The 16264-nt window shown below is 39.8% G+C and carries 15 protein-coding genes; 2 read left to right on the top strand and 13 right to left on the bottom strand.

Going from position 1 to position 16264, the window contains the following annotated elements:
- Positions 1-16: 16 nt before the first annotated feature.
- Both RMY00_RS09690 and RMY00_RS09685 read left to right on the top strand, forming a co-directional pair.
- On the top strand, positions 17-274 hold the full coding sequence (locus RMY00_RS09690) for a DUF2281 domain-containing protein (protein ID WP_322647329.1): 258 nt from the start codon (positions 17-19) through the stop codon (positions 272-274).
- A 35-nt stretch (positions 275-309) separates the two neighbouring features.
- Positions 310-615 carry a type II toxin-antitoxin system VapC family toxin gene (locus RMY00_RS09685; RefSeq protein WP_322647328.1) on the top strand — a complete coding sequence of 102 codons (306 nt, stop codon included), beginning with the start codon at positions 310-312 and terminating at the stop codon, positions 613-615.
- A 181-nt stretch (positions 616-796) separates the two neighbouring features.
- Here the strand turns inward: RMY00_RS09685 and RMY00_RS09680 are convergent, their stop codons facing one another.
- From RMY00_RS09680 to RMY00_RS09620, 13 genes are all read right to left on the bottom strand, one after another.
- Positions 797-1030 (bottom strand): restriction endonuclease subunit S, encoded by a 234-nt coding sequence (locus RMY00_RS09680; protein ID WP_322647327.1) that lies wholly within the window; start codon positions 1028-1030, stop codon positions 797-799.
- Between the two features lie 84 nt (positions 1031-1114).
- The gene (locus tag RMY00_RS09675) at positions 1115-1903 is read right to left on the bottom strand and encodes an SDR family oxidoreductase (RefSeq protein ID WP_322647326.1); all 789 of its coding nucleotides are present in this window, start codon (positions 1901-1903) and stop codon (positions 1115-1117) included.
- A gap of 18 nt (positions 1904-1921) precedes the next feature.
- Positions 1922-2743 (bottom strand): NADPH-dependent oxidoreductase, encoded by an 822-nt coding sequence (locus RMY00_RS09670; protein WP_322647325.1) that lies wholly within the window; start codon positions 2741-2743, stop codon positions 1922-1924.
- 161 nt (positions 2744-2904) lie between these two features.
- Positions 2905-3570, bottom strand: coding sequence for a DUF938 domain-containing protein (locus tag RMY00_RS09665; RefSeq protein ID WP_322647324.1), 666 nt, complete (start codon positions 3568-3570; stop codon positions 2905-2907).
- Positions 3571-3668: 98 nt separating this feature from the next.
- Positions 3669-5003: a calcium-binding protein gene (locus RMY00_RS09660; protein WP_322647323.1), complete on the bottom strand. Its 1335-nt coding sequence runs from the start codon at positions 5001-5003 to the stop codon at positions 3669-3671.
- A 203-nt stretch (positions 5004-5206) separates the two neighbouring features.
- Positions 5207-5815, bottom strand: a complete 609-nt coding sequence (locus tag RMY00_RS09655) for a hypothetical protein (protein WP_322647322.1) — start codon at positions 5813-5815, stop codon at positions 5207-5209.
- 161 nt (positions 5816-5976) lie between these two features.
- Positions 5977-7026, bottom strand: a complete 1050-nt coding sequence (locus tag RMY00_RS09650) for a calcium-binding protein (protein WP_322647321.1) — start codon at positions 7024-7026, stop codon at positions 5977-5979.
- A gap of 540 nt (positions 7027-7566) precedes the next feature.
- Positions 7567-7998 (bottom strand): hypothetical protein, encoded by a 432-nt coding sequence (locus tag RMY00_RS09645; protein ID WP_322647320.1) that lies wholly within the window; start codon positions 7996-7998, stop codon positions 7567-7569.
- A gap of 652 nt (positions 7999-8650) precedes the next feature.
- Positions 8651-8959 (bottom strand): hypothetical protein, encoded by a 309-nt coding sequence (locus tag RMY00_RS09640; RefSeq protein WP_322647319.1) that lies wholly within the window; start codon positions 8957-8959, stop codon positions 8651-8653.
- 75 nt (positions 8960-9034) lie between these two features.
- Entirely contained in the window at positions 9035-9328 is a 294-nt protein-coding gene (locus RMY00_RS09635) for a hypothetical protein (protein WP_322647318.1), read from the bottom strand.
- A 1235-nt stretch (positions 9329-10563) separates the two neighbouring features.
- Entirely contained in the window at positions 10564-11361 is a 798-nt protein-coding gene (locus RMY00_RS09630) for a peptidylprolyl isomerase (RefSeq protein ID WP_322647317.1), read from the bottom strand.
- Between the two features lie 46 nt (positions 11362-11407).
- Positions 11408-12955: an HlyD family efflux transporter periplasmic adaptor subunit gene (locus RMY00_RS09625; RefSeq protein WP_322647316.1), complete on the bottom strand. Its 1548-nt coding sequence runs from the start codon at positions 12953-12955 to the stop codon at positions 11408-11410.
- A gap of 137 nt (positions 12956-13092) precedes the next feature.
- Positions 13093-16167 carry a peptidase domain-containing ABC transporter gene (locus tag RMY00_RS09620; protein WP_322647315.1) on the bottom strand — a complete coding sequence of 1025 codons (3075 nt, stop codon included), beginning with the start codon at positions 16165-16167 and terminating at the stop codon, positions 13093-13095.
- Between the last annotated feature and the right edge of the window lie 97 nt (positions 16168-16264).

Raw genomic sequence — 16264 nt, 5'->3', positions numbered from 1 at the left:
TTAAATTTGGTGTCAAATGCTGAATAGAGAATTATTAGCTCAAGAAATCGAGTCTTTACCGCCAGAGTTAGTAACTGAAGCATTAGATTTTATTCGCTTCATTAAAGCTAGTCATCTACAAAGGCAGTCGAAACCGGAAGCAAACTTGGATACAGATACATTGAGGGGTTCAAAAGCCAAGGATTTGCTAGAATTTGCAGGTTCTTGGTCAGGAGATGATATTAGAGAATGCCTTCAATTTGTCCATGATACCCGTATGCCTCTACAACCATAAATATGTATTTGCTGGACACTAATCACTGTTCTTTCTTGATTGAAGGTGACTTAAAAGTTGTCAATAACTTTCGTGAAAGAAGTGAGGTGATAATAGCTACTAGTGCTATAGTTGTAGGTGAACTAAGATTTATGGCGCAAAATTCTCAACAGAGAACAGCTAATCTTATGAAAATTGAGGCGTTTCTACAAAGGATTGATATCTATTCAATTGATAAGCAAACGGCTGAAATTTACGGGGATTTCAAATCAGAGATTATCAGGCGATTCGGCCCTAAAGAAAAGCGCAAACGTCAAACTATTAAATTAGTAGAAATTGGTATTAGTGAGAATGACTTATAGATAGCTTCTACAGCGTTACGTCATTCACTGATTGTTGTGTCTTGTGATAGTGATTTTGAACGGATGCGTCAGGTTAGGGAATTTTTGTTAGAAAATTGGGTCTAATTTCTCGAAAACACCTATAGGTGTAAGGTTATTCAAAGGCTTCGCGGAGGATAGTTTGCATGAGTTCTTCTGCAAGTTATTTTCGGCGTTTGATTTGTTCTTTCAGTTGGTCAATTCTTTTCATAAGATAATCGACCTTTTCAACGATCGCTTTTTGTTCTGCAAGCGAAGGAAAGGGAATAAAGCCAGATCGTAAGTCTATCATATTAACGTGTTTAGCTCCCATTCCCTTATGCTTTACGATCATTTGTCGGCTAAAGAATGGAGAAACAACAATTAATCTAAAAATTTTGATTGTATATACTTCCAAGCAAAAGCACCATTTTTTGCATCAATTATATAAAGATACGCTTGAGGCTAATACCAACCTCATCATAGAATTAGTTGTCAAAGCTCAAAATGTGCCCTGAATAGCTCCGCCATCTACTTGCAGCATGACTCCATTCACAAATGATGCGGCTGGTGAACTCAGAAATACAGCAACATTAGCAAACTCTTCTGGTGTCCCAATTCGACCTAAAGGAACTGTCGCACTGACTCTCTTTATTTCTGCTTCTTTTGTTTCACCACTTTTAGCAATCCGCGCGTTGATTAATTCTTCTACCCGTTCTGTATATGTCCAGCCTGGTAGAATGCTGTTGACGCGAATTTTATCGCTACCCAGTTCTTGGCTAAGAGTTTTAGTTAAACCAATCACTGCTAATCGAATGGAATTAGACAACACGAGATTTTGCACTGGTTGTTTAGTTGAGGTTGAGGTGATGGTGAGAATCGCTGGTGTTGTAGATTGGCGTAAGTGAGGTAAAGCGAATTTTACCAAGCGGACTGTACTGAGCAAAGTCAAATTGATAGAAGTTTCCCAAGTTGCCAAATCAATATCATCAAAAGTGCCTGCGGGTGGCCCTCCGGCATTGGTAACGAGGATATCTAACCCGCCGAATTTCTCTACTGTGGCATTTATTACCTGCTCAATATCTGCTTGACTGGTAACATCTGCACGCAGAGATAGCACTTCTGTGCCTGTTTCGCTTGCAATCTCCGCAGCAGTTTTGTCAATTAATTCACTGCGGGCGCAGATGGCAACTTTTGCACCCTCACGGGCAAATTGCCTCGCTGTAGCTTTGCCCAAACCTTTACTAGCAGCAGTCACTAAGGCGACTTTGCCACGGAGTTGCAAATCCATAATGTTGATTCTTTTTGTTTACAGCAATTTGAAGCCAAGGTGATTGAGAACTTCCCGCAAGCGATCGCGTCCTCTCAGTGATTCTACGGTTGCGATTCTTTGGGCTGAGTGTTCTGACCAATCGCCAGGGACATTCATCTTTTGTTCAGTATAGAATTCTTTAATGATCTGGTTGTAATGAGCGATCGCTTCTTCTTGATCTGCCAATTTATAAGTTTCGCGGTGCAGCACAGCTGATTGTGGCAATCGTGGCTTAATTGCTGCTTCTACTTCTGGATTCGGATAGCCTACACACAGCCCAAATACAGCATACACAGAGGAAGGCAAATTCAATATCTCTGCTACCTCTTGCGGGTGGTTGCGGATTCCACCGATATATACTGTTCCTAAACCGAGTGACTCGGCTGCTACTGTTGCGTTTTGCGCTGCCAAACTTGCATCAATTGTTGCCATCACAAACATTTCCAGGTATTCCAGCGCATCATGAGATATGCTGCGACTATCTGCAACGTAACTTAAACGCGCTAAGTCTGCTAACCAAACCAAAAATAAAGGAACCTGCTTAATATGTGCTTGATTCCCCGCTAACTTAGATAACTCCTCTTTGCGTTGTTGATCTTCAACTGCTACTACACTCCAAGTTTGCAAATTAGAAGAAGTAGATGCAGATTGGGCGGCTGTAATTAGCAACTCTAGAGTTCCCGGCGGTAAGGGATCGGATAGATAAGACCGGATTGAACGGTGAGATAGTAGTGCTGTTAGCGAATCATTCCATTCAATTTCGGGATTGAAAGGAATTTCACCGTAGCGCGATCGCAGTAATTCTGTAGGATTAGTCATAATCAATTTTAAGATTCACACTTCGGAAATTTTCAGTTGTTTTATAAGGATAGCTAACTGAAAACTCTTGAGGAACAGGCGCACAGCGCCGTATTCCGTACTTCTATCTTTGGGGGGTATCCATTACTCACATCTTTTTTGACATGGCTATTCTTGTTATCCTATTGTGGAGATGAGATTCCCGCCGATTTTCGTTGAAACACTACTGAAAGATTATTAGCTGGCATTTGGTAAGTTTGTTTCAAGGTGAGATTTTGTGCGCTAGCTGCTGCTACAACATCATCCAAGTTACGTATACCCCACTCTGGGTTTTGGGCGCGTAAAGAGTTGTCAAAAGCTGCATTACTCGGTGCTGTATGTTCTCCACCTTGTTTGAATGGCCCATACAAATAGAGGATACCTCCTGCTTTCAGGATACGACCTGCTCCTGCCATTAGCCCCAGACAGGCTGACCAAGGTGAAATGTGAATCATATTGATGTTGACGATGGCGGTAATTGGCGAGGTATCTAGCCACTGGGTTACTGTTCTTTCTTCCACTGCCCAAACTGGTTCTCTAACATCAAGTTCAAGCGGTGGATAGATATTATTACATCCAAGGTGTTCAGTCCATGCAATAATGCTGGCTCTTCTTTGTGGATTTGTATCTGTTGGTAACCACATACAATCTCTGAGTCTAGATGCAAAAAAGACTGCGTGTTCACCAGTACCACTAGCGATTTCTAAGATCGTGCCCGTCTTAGGCAATACTTGTAAAAGTACTTCTAAAATTGGTTCACGATTGCGCTCGGTTGCTGGTGCGTATTCTCGTGCGTCTTGTAGTGTCATTCGTATCGTTTTTACATATCTGATTTCATCTTAGTAGTTCTTGTCTAAAAACTCTAGGAAACAGAGATTAAAAATTACACAAAGCATTATTAATAACTCTAAGAAAATATGAGCGAATTAGAGCTAAACTGCTTAGAATTTACATTTGATAACAGTAATGTTTCTTGAGTCTCTCCAGAATAAAAATTCAAAAGGAGGCCATCTTTAGTATTGATTATATTTCCTTGAGAAAACATCTCATGTAACCAACTGTCAGCATTAATATCACCCCAACCCTTGAATTCAATCTTATCGGTACCAATTTTAAAATCTTGAATGACATCAAACTCACTTTTTAATAATTTATCGCTAACGTTGAAGAGATTATCAAGACCGAGATTGATACCAATACCAACTAGTAAATTTTGAACAGCACCAAGCTTACTTGCCAAGAAGCTTTCGCCAACATTGAAAACAAATTTGTCATGGCCGTCGCCACCAACTAAAACATCATTTCCAGTACCACCAATCAGAACATCATCACCTGAACCACCATTTAGGCTATCATTGCCTTGTCCACCATCTAGGGTATCATTTCCTTCGCCACCTTCGAGGATATCATCGCCTTCCCTTCCGTCCAGTTTGTCATCCCCTAAGCTGGCATAAATTTTATCTTTACTGTTAGTTCCTTTCAGATTATCTTTTTCAATCGTGCCATAAATAACATCTTTACCTAAATTGTTGATTAAAGTATCTCCGAAAAAATTAATATTATTGGCATTTATTTGTACTATTGTTATGTTGGTATCATGCTTAAAGGTTTTTTGATAACTACCAATGGCTTTTCCTGTAATGGAGTCCTTACCATTATTGCCATCAATATCAGTAGCTTCTGGACGACTCTTGATAGTAACGTTACTACTTTTGCTATATTCTAAATTAGCAATATGCTTAGAGGAAATTAACTTACCTTGGATACCGAAATAATCTAATACTTTAGGTTTATCAGGATTTGTGGTATCTAATGCTAAGAAACTAATTTTCCCCTTAGACTGGTTATATTCAGTAGCAGAATTTTCAATTTCTTTAGCTGTTAATGCTAAGTCTGCGGAGAAATTGAAAGATAATTTTTTATTAGCAGCAACTTTAAAACTAGCAATAACTTGCATGTCAGTCTTGGCACTTCCTGAGAAAGAACCATCTAATCCAATACCACTAATGTCACTAAAGAGTGAAGAAAAAGTCGGGTCATTGTTAAAAACAGCTGCGCCTTGAACTGTAGCAATAGCAATGCCACTGTCAACCAACGTCTTGATCTGAGTGGTAGTCAAAGTTCCTGAGGGCTTTTGACTATAATTTGAGAAAGAAGCAACCCCTGTAGCGTTAGCAAAGTTAGGGTTGGGATTAGGAATTGGATCTACAATTGGCTGTAAAAATAGTGTCTGTGGTCGCATAATATTTTATGTTTATCCTATTAAGTACTTTGTCTACGAAGCTGTATGAGTGTATGCAATCCTACCTTATGGAATTTTGGGTGTAGCGATCGCACTATCTCATCATTCAGCAGTAATGGCGGTTCTCTAGGGCGATCGCATCTATATTAATCTTGACCACAAACAAAGTATTGCTAATATCCTCTATTAATGAAGAGCCATACCTATTTAGTAGTCAGGTCAACGTTTGCTACAATCGCAATTAGCTCATTACCGCCAGGAAGTTCGGCGAAAATTAAAGTATCAAGCTTATTTATCACAGAGGCTGTTTGAAGTTTATAATTCACAGTTGGACTAAGTTGCAACTGATCGATACCCTTCTCAAAGCCCAAAATAGTAGCAAAGTCCTTCTCGCCAGCAGATGTATAATAAGAGCCTTTCGCATCCCCAAGTACAAATACATCTTTCAGGCCATCGCCAGAAATATTTGTAATGTCGCCTTTACTGTTAACCGAACCGCCACCTACTAACACATCTCTCTCAAATGATGTTCCTCTACCAGGGCTAAATCCATTCAAAGTATCACTACCAGAACCCCCTACGAGAAAGTCCTCAAAGAATCCTTGAGGAGCATTTGGAGAGCCGCTACGACCTCCAATCAGATTATCATTACCAGCGCCCCCAAATATTACGTCACTACCGTCAGCTCCATTGAGGGTATCATTGCCAGCATTCCCAAAAAGCAAGTCATTACCAAGACCTCCATTCAGGCTATCGTTACCGCTACCCCCATTCAGGGTATCATCAACGCTAGTTCCTTGTAAGGTTGCCATATTTTTATCTCATAAAGTTGTAGATTGTACTATTCTCTGTGTATCTGTGCTGCTTAAATATTGTTTAGATTTTTGGTTCAAGTAGGGCGATCGCATATATACTACTCTTGACCAAAAACAAGGTCTTGCTAATCTCGTATTCTATTGATGATTAGCCATACCTATCTAGTTAGGTCAACGTTTGCTACAATTGCAATTAGGTCAGCACCCCCAGGAAGTTGGGCAAAAATCAAAGTATCAAGCTTGTTTATCACAGAGGCTGTTTGAAGTTTATAAGTCACAGCTGGACTAAGTTGCAACTGATCGATACCCTTCTCAAAGCCCAAAATAGTAGCATAGTCTTTCTCGCCAGCATCTGTATAAAAAGCGCCTTTCGCATCCCCAAGCACAAATACATCTTTCACGCCATCGCCAGAAACATTTGTGACATTGCCGCTTGCGTCAACCGCACCGCCACCTACTAACACATCTCTTTCAAATAATTTTGCTGTCCCATCACCTTTTGATGTTCCTCCACTAACGCCAAATCCATTCAGAGTGTCACTACCAGCACCCCCTACGAGAAAGTCCTCAAAGAATCCTTCAGGAGCATCAGGAGAGCCGCTAGGGCCTCCAAGCAGAATATCATCACCAGCGCCCCCAAATATTACGTCACTACCCTGACCTCCATCGAGGGTGTCATTGCCAGCATTCCCAAACACAAGGTCATCCCCTGCACTTCCACTCAGCTGATCACTACCACTACCTCCATTAAGGGTATCGTTGCCGAGACTTCCAAGGAGAGTATCATTGCCACTATCCCCATTTAGCAAATCATCACCAAGACTTCCACTCAGCTCATCATTACCGCTACCCCCATTTAGGGTATCGTCACCCAGGTTGCCAAACAATTTGTCATTCCCATCTCCCCCATTCAATAGGGAATTACCACTGATACCTGCAAATATTTTGTCATTACCGCCTCCCCCGGTCAAAGTATCGTTACCACCAAGACCAAAAATCGTGTAACTCTTAGTATTAGCATTTCCTCTTGGAACATTTAATTGATCGTTGTCGTTAGTTCCTTGTAAAATGCCACTCAGACCTCCAGATGTATTGTTATTAAGGCTTCCCCCTGTTAAGATATCGTTAGTACGATTAAAAAGATTCGCTATCTTATCATTATTAATGTTTCCTATATCGTTGCTGCCACTTGTTTGTATAGATACCATATTCTTTACCTCGCAAATTCTTAGTTGAAGTTGCCAATGTGTAGTGGATAATTATCGAATACCGTTTCACTTTAAGGTTGATACATTTAGGCAAGCAGGGGAGCAGAGGAGCAGGGGAGCAGAGGGGAAAGAATTTGTATCAGGATTTTAGTGAAATGGTAGAAGAGGATGTTTTAAAAGTATTTGGCTGTGATTTAGAGGCACTTTATCGATCTCCCTAACCCATGCCTACTGGTGTGGGGTTCCACCGTTGTATTCTACAAATAAGCAAACTACATGCAGCGTCTTTAAACATAAAAAGGAAGTAGGATGAAAACCCCTGTTTCCATAATGGCTACCCTTTTAATATGAGGAACCGGAATCAAAATTCCCTTAAAAAAGGAGGATTTAGGAGGATCTAAAAGGTTTTTATACTAAAGATATAACTTTTAAAACATCCTCTTAGTTATTTTTGAGCGCTAGATTCATTGCTAAATTATTATTGCATCCAAAAATATTCGATTCGTAAAAACTGCCCTAAAGATAGGCTAATTTAGTCCCTCACAGGAAACTATCAACCATCGAACTTAAGCCTGTAAATCCGAAGTTTTTTAATAGGTTATTACTTGCTCCTATCCCAATCTCATCACCTAAAGATGTATTAAAATCAGTCATTACATTAGAACGCCCTGAAGCAGAAGTTGTTGTACCAAGAAATAAACTACCATCAGCACCTCTGGTAAGTGTATCAGTGCCTAAGTTGCTGAGGAGAGTACCATCATTTTGACCTCCCAATAGCAAATCGTTTGCGTTACTTATAGTGAAGGCATTCGTGGCTATCGCAGTACTTCTATTCGATGTTCCTCCGGGGACGAAAACTTCTTCATTCGTATCAATTGTTAAACCTGTAGGGTAAGTATTGCTGACTTTCATGTTACCGCCTGCACCCCACCTAGTGAGGTAGGATAGAGCTGTGACAAAAATACTGCTCATTAGATTTCCTCTTGATCCTGCTAGATATACAATATGCATTTGACTAAAAGAGGCAGGGAGCAGGGAATAAAATGGTATGATTTGTCAGCAATAGAGGGTTTCAGAACAAATAAATTTATTTATGCTTAATGTTAGATACTTATTTCAAGATGCATAGCACAAGAAATAATGCGTCTAAGCTTTCAGCAGCCCTAAATTTATTTATGTTTACTGAGTTTACAGTGATCGCAGTCGAACTGCGTAGCCGAAGTATGGGGTTCTCCCCCAAGCTTTCTGCTCCCTGCCCTCTTGCCTGTTGATTTGACAGATAGTTATGATATTAAAACTCAAGTTTGGTAGTTGTTTAGATACTGAACTTTGAAGGCGCTAACCTACTCAACTTGACAATAGGCTTCCTACATTAACAAAGAGGGCGTTGAATAAAGTGGTAACTCTTGCAGCTTTCTAATTAACTGTGTTAACATTAAACCGAATTTAGAAAACTGCTGAAAACTATTTTTACTTATAGTTTTCAGCAATTTTTGAACATCCAAACAGTAGGTTGAGTAGAGTATAAGATAAATCAACAAAACAGTTGCTATGGAGTGTTGATTTTCATGCTCACTCTAACCTGCTTTTGTTTTTAGGCTTCAGTTTAACTAATCCAGTTGGATTAAGTTCCAGGATTGCGAACGGTAGCAGCAATAGCGTTAACGAAAGTCTCAGAGCGATTGTCTTCAACTTGAACACCACCAATAACGCTGCTGAAGGTTCTGTTTCCGGTAGCATCAGCGCTAGCAACTAGTTCAGCAGTGTTGCCTTGGATACCAGCCAAGTTAGTAGTAACTGTCTTGGTGAAGCTTTCATTAACAACAGCTCTAACTGTCTTGTCTGCTGTGTAGACGTTGGCAATGTTAGTACCACGACCACCAAGAATTTCTTCAGAGGTATTTTCTAAGTAGTTTAGATCAGAAATAATCATTTGAGTTTCTCCTGAAAAGTTTAGCTTTTGGGCGGAATCTTTGGCGTTACAAAGTTGTCTTTGTTAGCCAAATAATTATACGGTAGCAGCAATGGCGTTAACGAAAGTCTCAGAGCGATTGTCTTCAACTTGAACACCACCAATAACGCTGCTGAAGGTTCTGTTTCCGGTAGCATCAGCGCTAGCAACTAGTTCAGCAGTGTTGCCTTGGATACCAGCCAAGTTAGTAGTAACTGTCTTGGTGAAGCTTTCATTAACAACAGCTCTAACTGTCTTGTCTGCTGTGTAGACGTTGGCAATGTTAGTACCACGACCACCAAAAATTTCCTCTGAAGTATTTTCCAAGTAGTTTAGATCAGAAATAATCATTTGAGTTTCTCCTGAAAGTGTTAGTTTTTGGGCGGAATGTTTGGCGTCACAAAGTTATTTTTGTTAGCCACATAATTACTATAATTTATTTATCAAAAAAGTCAATAGTTTTTTTGTAAAAAGCCTATTAAAAAATAATATTTTTGCGGTTTAAAAACTATCATATAAAAGTAGGATTTAAATGTTTAAAAAGCATACTAAAGTTAGGCAGTAATTTTATTTATTACTGCCTATTTAAACTTGTTTTAGCGATTTGATATAAGTTTTTAATTGCGCTAATTTAGCGTTTTACAGATGTATTTACAAAAAAACAAAACGAAAAATATTAAATTTTCAAGCAACCAATAGCATTATTGCTAACATTTTATTACGCTGAGATATCTACCTTAAATTAGGAATATAGTTAGCTAAAAAATATTTGGAATCTAATAACCTATTTAGTTTGGTAAATAACATATCAACGTCAAACACCAGTCCCGATGGACAGGACATGCAGCAAGCTGCTTCTCTACGTTCCCTGCACGAGTCTTACGCACAGCGTGTAGCTGACAGACGCTTTGCGTAGCTTCTCCGTAGGAGTATGCATCTACGTTAAAAAAAACTGACTTTGGTAAAGTATTTTAGCTTTAACCCAAGGGTGTTGCTATCTGAGTAACTGTTTCATAGCCTTGATTTGTTGCTTTAACCAATCAAAAAATGATTCTGTAATGATTTGTTAGTGCAACTGTTCATCTACTTGGAGTTCAATGACTTCTTTCACCGCAAAAGGTAGAGAAAGTCTTAACAGGGAACAAGAAAGAATTTTTAAACTTTAGCTGTGAGTCTGAAGCTCACTAGTCTTTTTTGCATAACTTATTATTACTTTTCGACCATAGTTACTATACTTTATTCCTACTAGAAAAACAATACTATTTTGAAAATATTCTGATTAGAATAACTAATCTATTAGACTAAAAATTATTAAAAGCTATATTAATTAAAAATATCAAAAATAGTAAAGAAAATTTAGGCACTGATTGAAATTATTACTGCCTACCAAGTTTTATAACTATTTTCATTATTATTTATAGCTAGAAATAATCTGTCTTTAGATGTATTTACAGGCTCCTGAAAATAGAAAAATATTTAATTTTTAAGCAACTAATATTTAGACATTTATCATTTTGCAAAAATATAGACATCTATCTTAAGTTAGATAAAATATTTAGATACAAAAACATTTGTAATTTTATAACCTATTTAGTTTTGGTGAATGACATATTTAGCAATTCCTCCTGCGATCGCACATTTGTATCCAAGTCTATCTGAGTGATAATTTTCATTGCGTTGATTTGTTGCTTTAACCAATTAGAAAATGATTCTGTAATGATTTTTTGGCGCAATTGTTCATCTAATTGGGGTTGAATAATTTCTTCTACCCAAATTAAATTCACTCCCTTGGGAGTCGTAATCGGTTTGAGGGCATTTGGTGGTACAGCAGCAAATACAGCTGCTGCAATCTCTGGGCGAAAATCTTTGCGATATCGAAGTCCTTGATATCCATAAGCACGGCGGAGTTCTGGTTCTGGAATATATAAACGGGCAATTTCAGGAAAAGTGATTTCGCCTTCTTCTAAAGCATAAAAAAGTTCTAAAGCTAAGTCTCGATCCTCGAAAATGACTTCGTAGGTAACGGCGGCGACATAATCTAGCTGGTGTTCATAAAAGTGCTTTTCGAGTTGAGCAGAAAATAGATGATTTGCTAACTTCCGCGAAAGGATATTGTTGTAGGCTAATTCTTCAAACTCATTCACAGACAGGTGGTGTTTTTCTAGCCATGTCCAGGTGTCTTTAGCTTTAACAAGCTTCTTAGCAAACCTTAAGCTATCTCCTTCTTGCTGTAGTTCTTCTGGTGTGATTGTAATTCCCAACTCTTTGGCTGCTTCGGTAATAATGCTTTGCGATGCGATCGCTTCGACTACATCAGGTATCTGACAGGAAAGTTTGAGGCTGTGAATGATATCTGAACTAGAAATTGTCAGACTATAGGGCATAACACGATATCTCCAATAATTTAATTAAGGGCATTGGGCATTCTGACTAAATCTCTAAACCGCCTTTTTGCAGTTTCTTGAACGGATCTAAGACAAAATCAATCACGCGCCGTTGGCGAATGATCACTTCAGCGTTTGCTGTCTGACCGGCACCTAATGGGATACGTTTGTTGCCATTTTCGACATACTGCTGATCTAAGGTGATTTCTAACTCATAGTTTTCGATGTTCCCTTGGGGAGTTTGGGTAATTTTCGAGTCAGGAGAGATCCAAGCAACTTTCCCTGGTACGATGCCATACTCTTGGAAGGGATAGGCATCAAACTTGACTTTAACTGGCATTCCTAGCTTCAAAAAACCACTATCCTGATTAGGCATATTAGCTCTGAGTATGAAGTCTGCATTCTTGGGTGCAACTTGGGCAATCCTTTGACCGAGTTGTACTACTGCTCCCGGCTTCGTGGTGGGTAATTCAAAAATCACCCCATTAATTGGCGATCGCACCACTCGTTGCTGTATCTGAACTTTTATAGATGTAATCTGGCTTCTAGTCTGAGCGATTTCTGATTGTACTGCTGTTATTTGCGCTTCTAGGTCTTTTAGCTGTTCCTGATTTTTCATTACAGCCAGTTCCCCGGCTTGCATCAAACTTTTATAACTACTTTGTTCCTCTTGCAGTCGGAGTTTTGCTTGTTTGATATCAGATTCCAACGTATTGATAGTTACTTGATAATTATTTAGCTCTTGGGTTAAACGCAATTGAGCTTGTTTAATATCTGATACAGACTTTTTATAAAGTCGTTTGCTTTCTTGCTCTTGTTTTTTGAGTTCATCAATTTGGGTATCAGAAACTGCCCCATCATGAACGAGTTTGCTAAAACGTTGAACTTGCTTAGAATCTATACTCAAACGGCTTTTAGCCGATTCTTGATCATCTCGATTGGTAGAAATTTGCTGCTGTGCTTGCTTAACTAATGCTTGCTTTTCTAACTTTTGGAGGTTATGGCTACTCAGTTTGGCATCCAGGTTTTGCTGCGCCTGGTTAACTTGAGCCATTTTTTCTAATTCTTGGGATTTATTTTGTTGTTCTAAGAGATTAGTTGAAATTAAGAGTTGATTTTTGAGCAGTTCTAATTGCGATCGCTGATTTTGTAGCCCTTGCAATTTACTCATGCTTTGTTGTAGTTCTGTTTGCAAAACTTCAGACTCTAGTTCTACTAGAATCTGACCAGCTCTAACTGTATCTCCTTCTTTGACCATAACTGCTTTAACAGTCCCACCAACTTGAGCATCTAATTTTTGAGTTGCCCCTTTAGGTTCTATACGTCCTCTAGCACTACCAGTCTCATCTACTTTCGAGAGAGTGGCCCAAGGTAAGAACAAACCAGCAAATGCTATGAGTACATACAACAAACCACGAGTCCAAATCCGAGGTAAAGCATTGAGTAATGCTTCAGTACCGTAGTACAAATCTTGACTGTCATTTTCTACCTCTGTCTGCTCGTTAAACTCTACAGATTCCTCTTGCTGTGTGTGATTTTGATACTTATCTATCTGATCTTGAGGAAGTGGGGATGATCTATTGGGAGATGGCATAGTTTTAGTTCCGATAACAGTAAGTGGGGAGTGGGGAGTAGGGGAGCAGGGGGGCAGGGGGGCAGAGGGGACAAGGGGACAAGGTGACAAAAGTTTAGAACTTCCAACAAGTCTTTCCCAATGCCCAATATTCCATCTCAACTGACTTGAGTCAGTTGTTGTTGATTCAGATAGTAATAATGACCTTTTTTAGCGATTAACTCGTCGTGAGTACCGCTTTCTACCAAAACACCTTGATCTAAAACTAGAATCAAATCAGCGTTGCGGACTGTAGAGAGGCGATGGGCAATGATTACACTTGTGCGTCCTTGAAGAATTGTTTTGAGGTTGTTTTGAATAATTCGTTCTGATTCAGAATCTAGGTGGCTGGTGGCTTCATCAAACAGTAATAACCGAGGATTTCCGAGCAAAGCACGAGCGATCGCTAGGCGTTGGCGTTGTCCACCAGAAAGCATACCGCCGCCTTCACCAATTTCGGATTCGTAACCCATCGGTAGTTTTTGAATAAATTCATCGGCTCCGGCGTATTTTGCTGCTTGGATAATTTCTTCTAAAGAGGCATTTGGATGAGCGATCGCAATGTTTTCCCGAATAGTCCCACCAAAGAGAAAGGTATCTTGATCTACAACGCCGATTTGAGAACGGAGCGATCGCAACGAAATACTAGTGATGTCACGACCATCAATGAGTACTTTGCCATCTGTTGGTGGATATAAACCCAAAATCAATTTACTTAGAGTTGTTTTTCCAGAACCACTGCGCCCCACCACTGCAACCATCTGTTCCGGCTGGATTTCAAAGTTAAGATTTTCTAAGACGTTAGTCTCACTTTCTGAGTGATAGCGAAAGGTGACATTATGAAAGTTAATGTGACCGCGCAGCTTACCCAACGCCTTCCGGGGTTTAGTTGCTAAGTTTTCTTCTGGTTCCGCTTCCAACACATCATTTATGCGTTCGGTGGAAATCACGATTTCTTGCAATTGATTCCACAGCATAGATAGCCTCTGGAAAGGACTCAAGACGTTACCCACCAACATATTGAAAGCAACTAATTGTCCAATCGTTAGTTCGCCATTAATTACCTGGGTTGCTCCATACCATAGCAATGCAGTATTTACAAAAGTTTGGATAACGCCACTAATAATTTGCAGATGATTTCCAATTATTTGAGCATTAAAGCCTTTTTTGACCAAATCATTCAGTAGTTCCTCCCAACGCCAGCGCACAGTCTGTTCAATTGACAATGAGCGGACGGTACGAATTCCATTTAGGGATTCTATAAGATAGCTTTGCTCTTTAGCGCCTGCATTAAAAACTTCTCTGGAGATGCGGCGCAAAATACTTGTGCTAGCCAGCGCCAAGATAAAAAATGGTGGTATAGTACATAGCACGAATAATGACATCCGCCAGCTATAAGAGAACATCAAGGCCAAATAAACCACCAATGTCAGCATATCCAACAAGATGGAGAGTGTTTGACCGGTGAGGAATTGCTGAATCTTTTGGTTTTCTTGGATACGTGAGACTATATCCCCAACAAAACGCGACTCAAAATAAGAAAGAGGCAAGCGGAAGGTATGTTTGATAAAACCTACGAGTAAGGCGATACTAACGCGGTTAGCAGTATGAAATAGAAGATATTGCCGTACAGCGTTGACAGCCACACCAAATAACCCAAAAATAATCATCCCCAAACCAATAGCGTTTAGGGTTGTAACGCTACGTTGCACAAGTACTCTATCGAGCAACAACTGAGTGAATACTGGTGTTATCAGTCCAAATAATTGGATTAATACCGAAGCTATAAAGATTTCTAATAGTGTCCGATAGTGAGGTTTGATTAACTCAAAAAATTTCCAGAAGCTTGTACTTTCGTTTTTAGTATTTTGTAATAAAGCTGTAGGTTCCAGTAACAATGCATAACCACTCCAACCTGCTTGAAATCCAGCTTTTGTCAGGCTGCGTTGACCAAGAGCCGGATCGCATACAATCACCCGCTTAGGAGTGATTTCATAGACAACGATGAAGTGGTTGCCTTCCCAGTGGACAATTGCAGGTAAAGGTTGTTCTGCTAATTTATCAAGAGTGGCTTTCACCGGACGGGTGGCAAAACCCAAGTTTTCTGCTGCTGCTGCCATAGCCTTTAGAGATGCACCACTGCGGTTGACGTTGGTCATATCCCGCAGGCGATTGATACTAAAATGCTTGCCCCAATAGTTACCAATCATCACCAAGCAAGCAGAGCCACAATCGGCAGCGCTTTGTTGTGCATAGAAGGGATAGCTCTTAGTCAGGCGTCTCCACCAATGCCCCACTTGCACCTGTGGACTGGGAAAGTAAAAACGTGCTTTTTTTGGTTGTTGTGACTGCTGATCTTGTTGGGGAAAAGGAATGATTTTGGATTTTGGAGATTGGGAAGTTTTTTCCCTACTTTTTACTACAGACGGGATTAATCGCGTCTCTCCCGACTCCCCACTCCCTAGTCCCCAATTCCCTAACTCCGGCAAGTATTCTAGTGCTGTTTGCCAATAGTCCTTTTTCAGAATGTAAGCAATTGTTGGTTGAGTTGCCTGCCAATTACCTTGTTTTGGTTGGGCAAAGATTCTGCCTGGTGTCAAAAAATGACCTTCAGAATGCCGCAGTTGGCCTCTGTACAATAGCCATAACTCAGAATCTTGCGATACTTGCGTAGTTAGACCAGTTTCTAAATGCTGTCGCTCAAAGAGAGATAAAGCTTTGAGCATCCCTGGTACAAGTGAAGTATGGCACGGTAATTGTGAGGTTTGGCGACATAACAATAGTAAATCCCAAAGTTCTGCACGGGCAAAAAGGCGATCGCGAATATTAGGATACTTATCTATCAATGTTTGCAATGCATCTTGCTTAAAATAGCCAAGCTTTAAGTTTGTCGAAGCTCTGACTACATAAGGATTAAAGTCAGCTTCAGGAAAAAGAGTCAATTCACCGAAAACAGACCATGCACCAAAGGTAGTAATTAAATTCTCAGAGCTATCTAACAGTCGGACTTTACCTGTAAGGATAATATAGATACCAGGATTCGTCTGTGCAGATTGCCAGAACTGCTTTGCTAGTGGTGGCTCCACAATTTCCATTGTTGCCAAGAAGTTTTGTAATTCTTTGTCTGAAAGCTTTGCACCCAAGGTGTACAAGAGCCTTTCGCCTACATCTTCCCTAGAAAGCACGGGTGGCATTTTCTAACCTCCAAGACGAAATTTAGCTATTGGTCTAAATTGAAAAAATTAACAATAAGTATTCGTTGATACTTTTTTATTGTGCGAAGAAACTCTA

Origin of the sequence: Nostoc sp. ChiVER01 (assembly GCF_034531155.1) — a bacterium.
Lineage (GTDB): Bacteria > Cyanobacteriota > Cyanobacteriia > Cyanobacteriales > Nostocaceae > Nostoc.
Note: the sequence above shows the minus strand (reverse complement) of the source record. Positions and strands in the feature narration are given on the sequence as shown.

Coding starts and splice junctions, on each gene's coding strand:
- RMY00_RS09690 (WP_322647329.1), top strand. CDS start 17: ATGCTGAATAGAGAATTATTAGCTCAAGAAATCGAGTCTTTACCGCCA.
- RMY00_RS09675 (WP_322647326.1), bottom strand. CDS start 1,903: ATGGATTTGCAACTCCGTGGCAAAGTCGCCTTAGTGACTGCTGCTAGT.
- RMY00_RS09670 (WP_322647325.1), bottom strand. CDS start 2,743: ATGACTAATCCTACAGAATTACTGCGATCGCGCTACGGTGAAATTCCT.
- RMY00_RS09665 (WP_322647324.1), bottom strand. CDS start 3,570: ATGACACTACAAGACGCACGAGAATACGCACCAGCAACCGAGCGCAAT.
- RMY00_RS09660 (WP_322647323.1), bottom strand. CDS start 5,003: ATGCGACCACAGACACTATTTTTACAGCCAATTGTAGATCCAATTCCT.
- RMY00_RS09655 (WP_322647322.1), bottom strand. CDS start 5,815: ATGGCAACCTTACAAGGAACTAGCGTTGATGATACCCTGAATGGGGGT.
- RMY00_RS09650 (WP_322647321.1), bottom strand. CDS start 7,026: ATGGTATCTATACAAACAAGTGGCAGCAACGATATAGGAAACATTAAT.
- RMY00_RS09645 (WP_322647320.1), bottom strand. CDS start 7,998: ATGAGCAGTATTTTTGTCACAGCTCTATCCTACCTCACTAGGTGGGGT.
- RMY00_RS09640 (WP_322647319.1), bottom strand. CDS start 8,959: ATGATTATTTCTGATCTAAACTACTTAGAAAATACCTCTGAAGAAATT.
- RMY00_RS09635 (WP_322647318.1), bottom strand. CDS start 9,328: ATGATTATTTCTGATCTAAACTACTTGGAAAATACTTCAGAGGAAATT.
- RMY00_RS09630 (WP_322647317.1), bottom strand. CDS start 11,361: ATGCCCTATAGTCTGACAATTTCTAGTTCAGATATCATTCACAGCCTC.
- RMY00_RS09625 (WP_322647316.1), bottom strand. CDS start 12,955: ATGCCATCTCCCAATAGATCATCCCCACTTCCTCAAGATCAGATAGAT.
- RMY00_RS09620 (WP_322647315.1), bottom strand. CDS start 16,167: ATGCCACCCGTGCTTTCTAGGGAAGATGTAGGCGAAAGGCTCTTGTAC.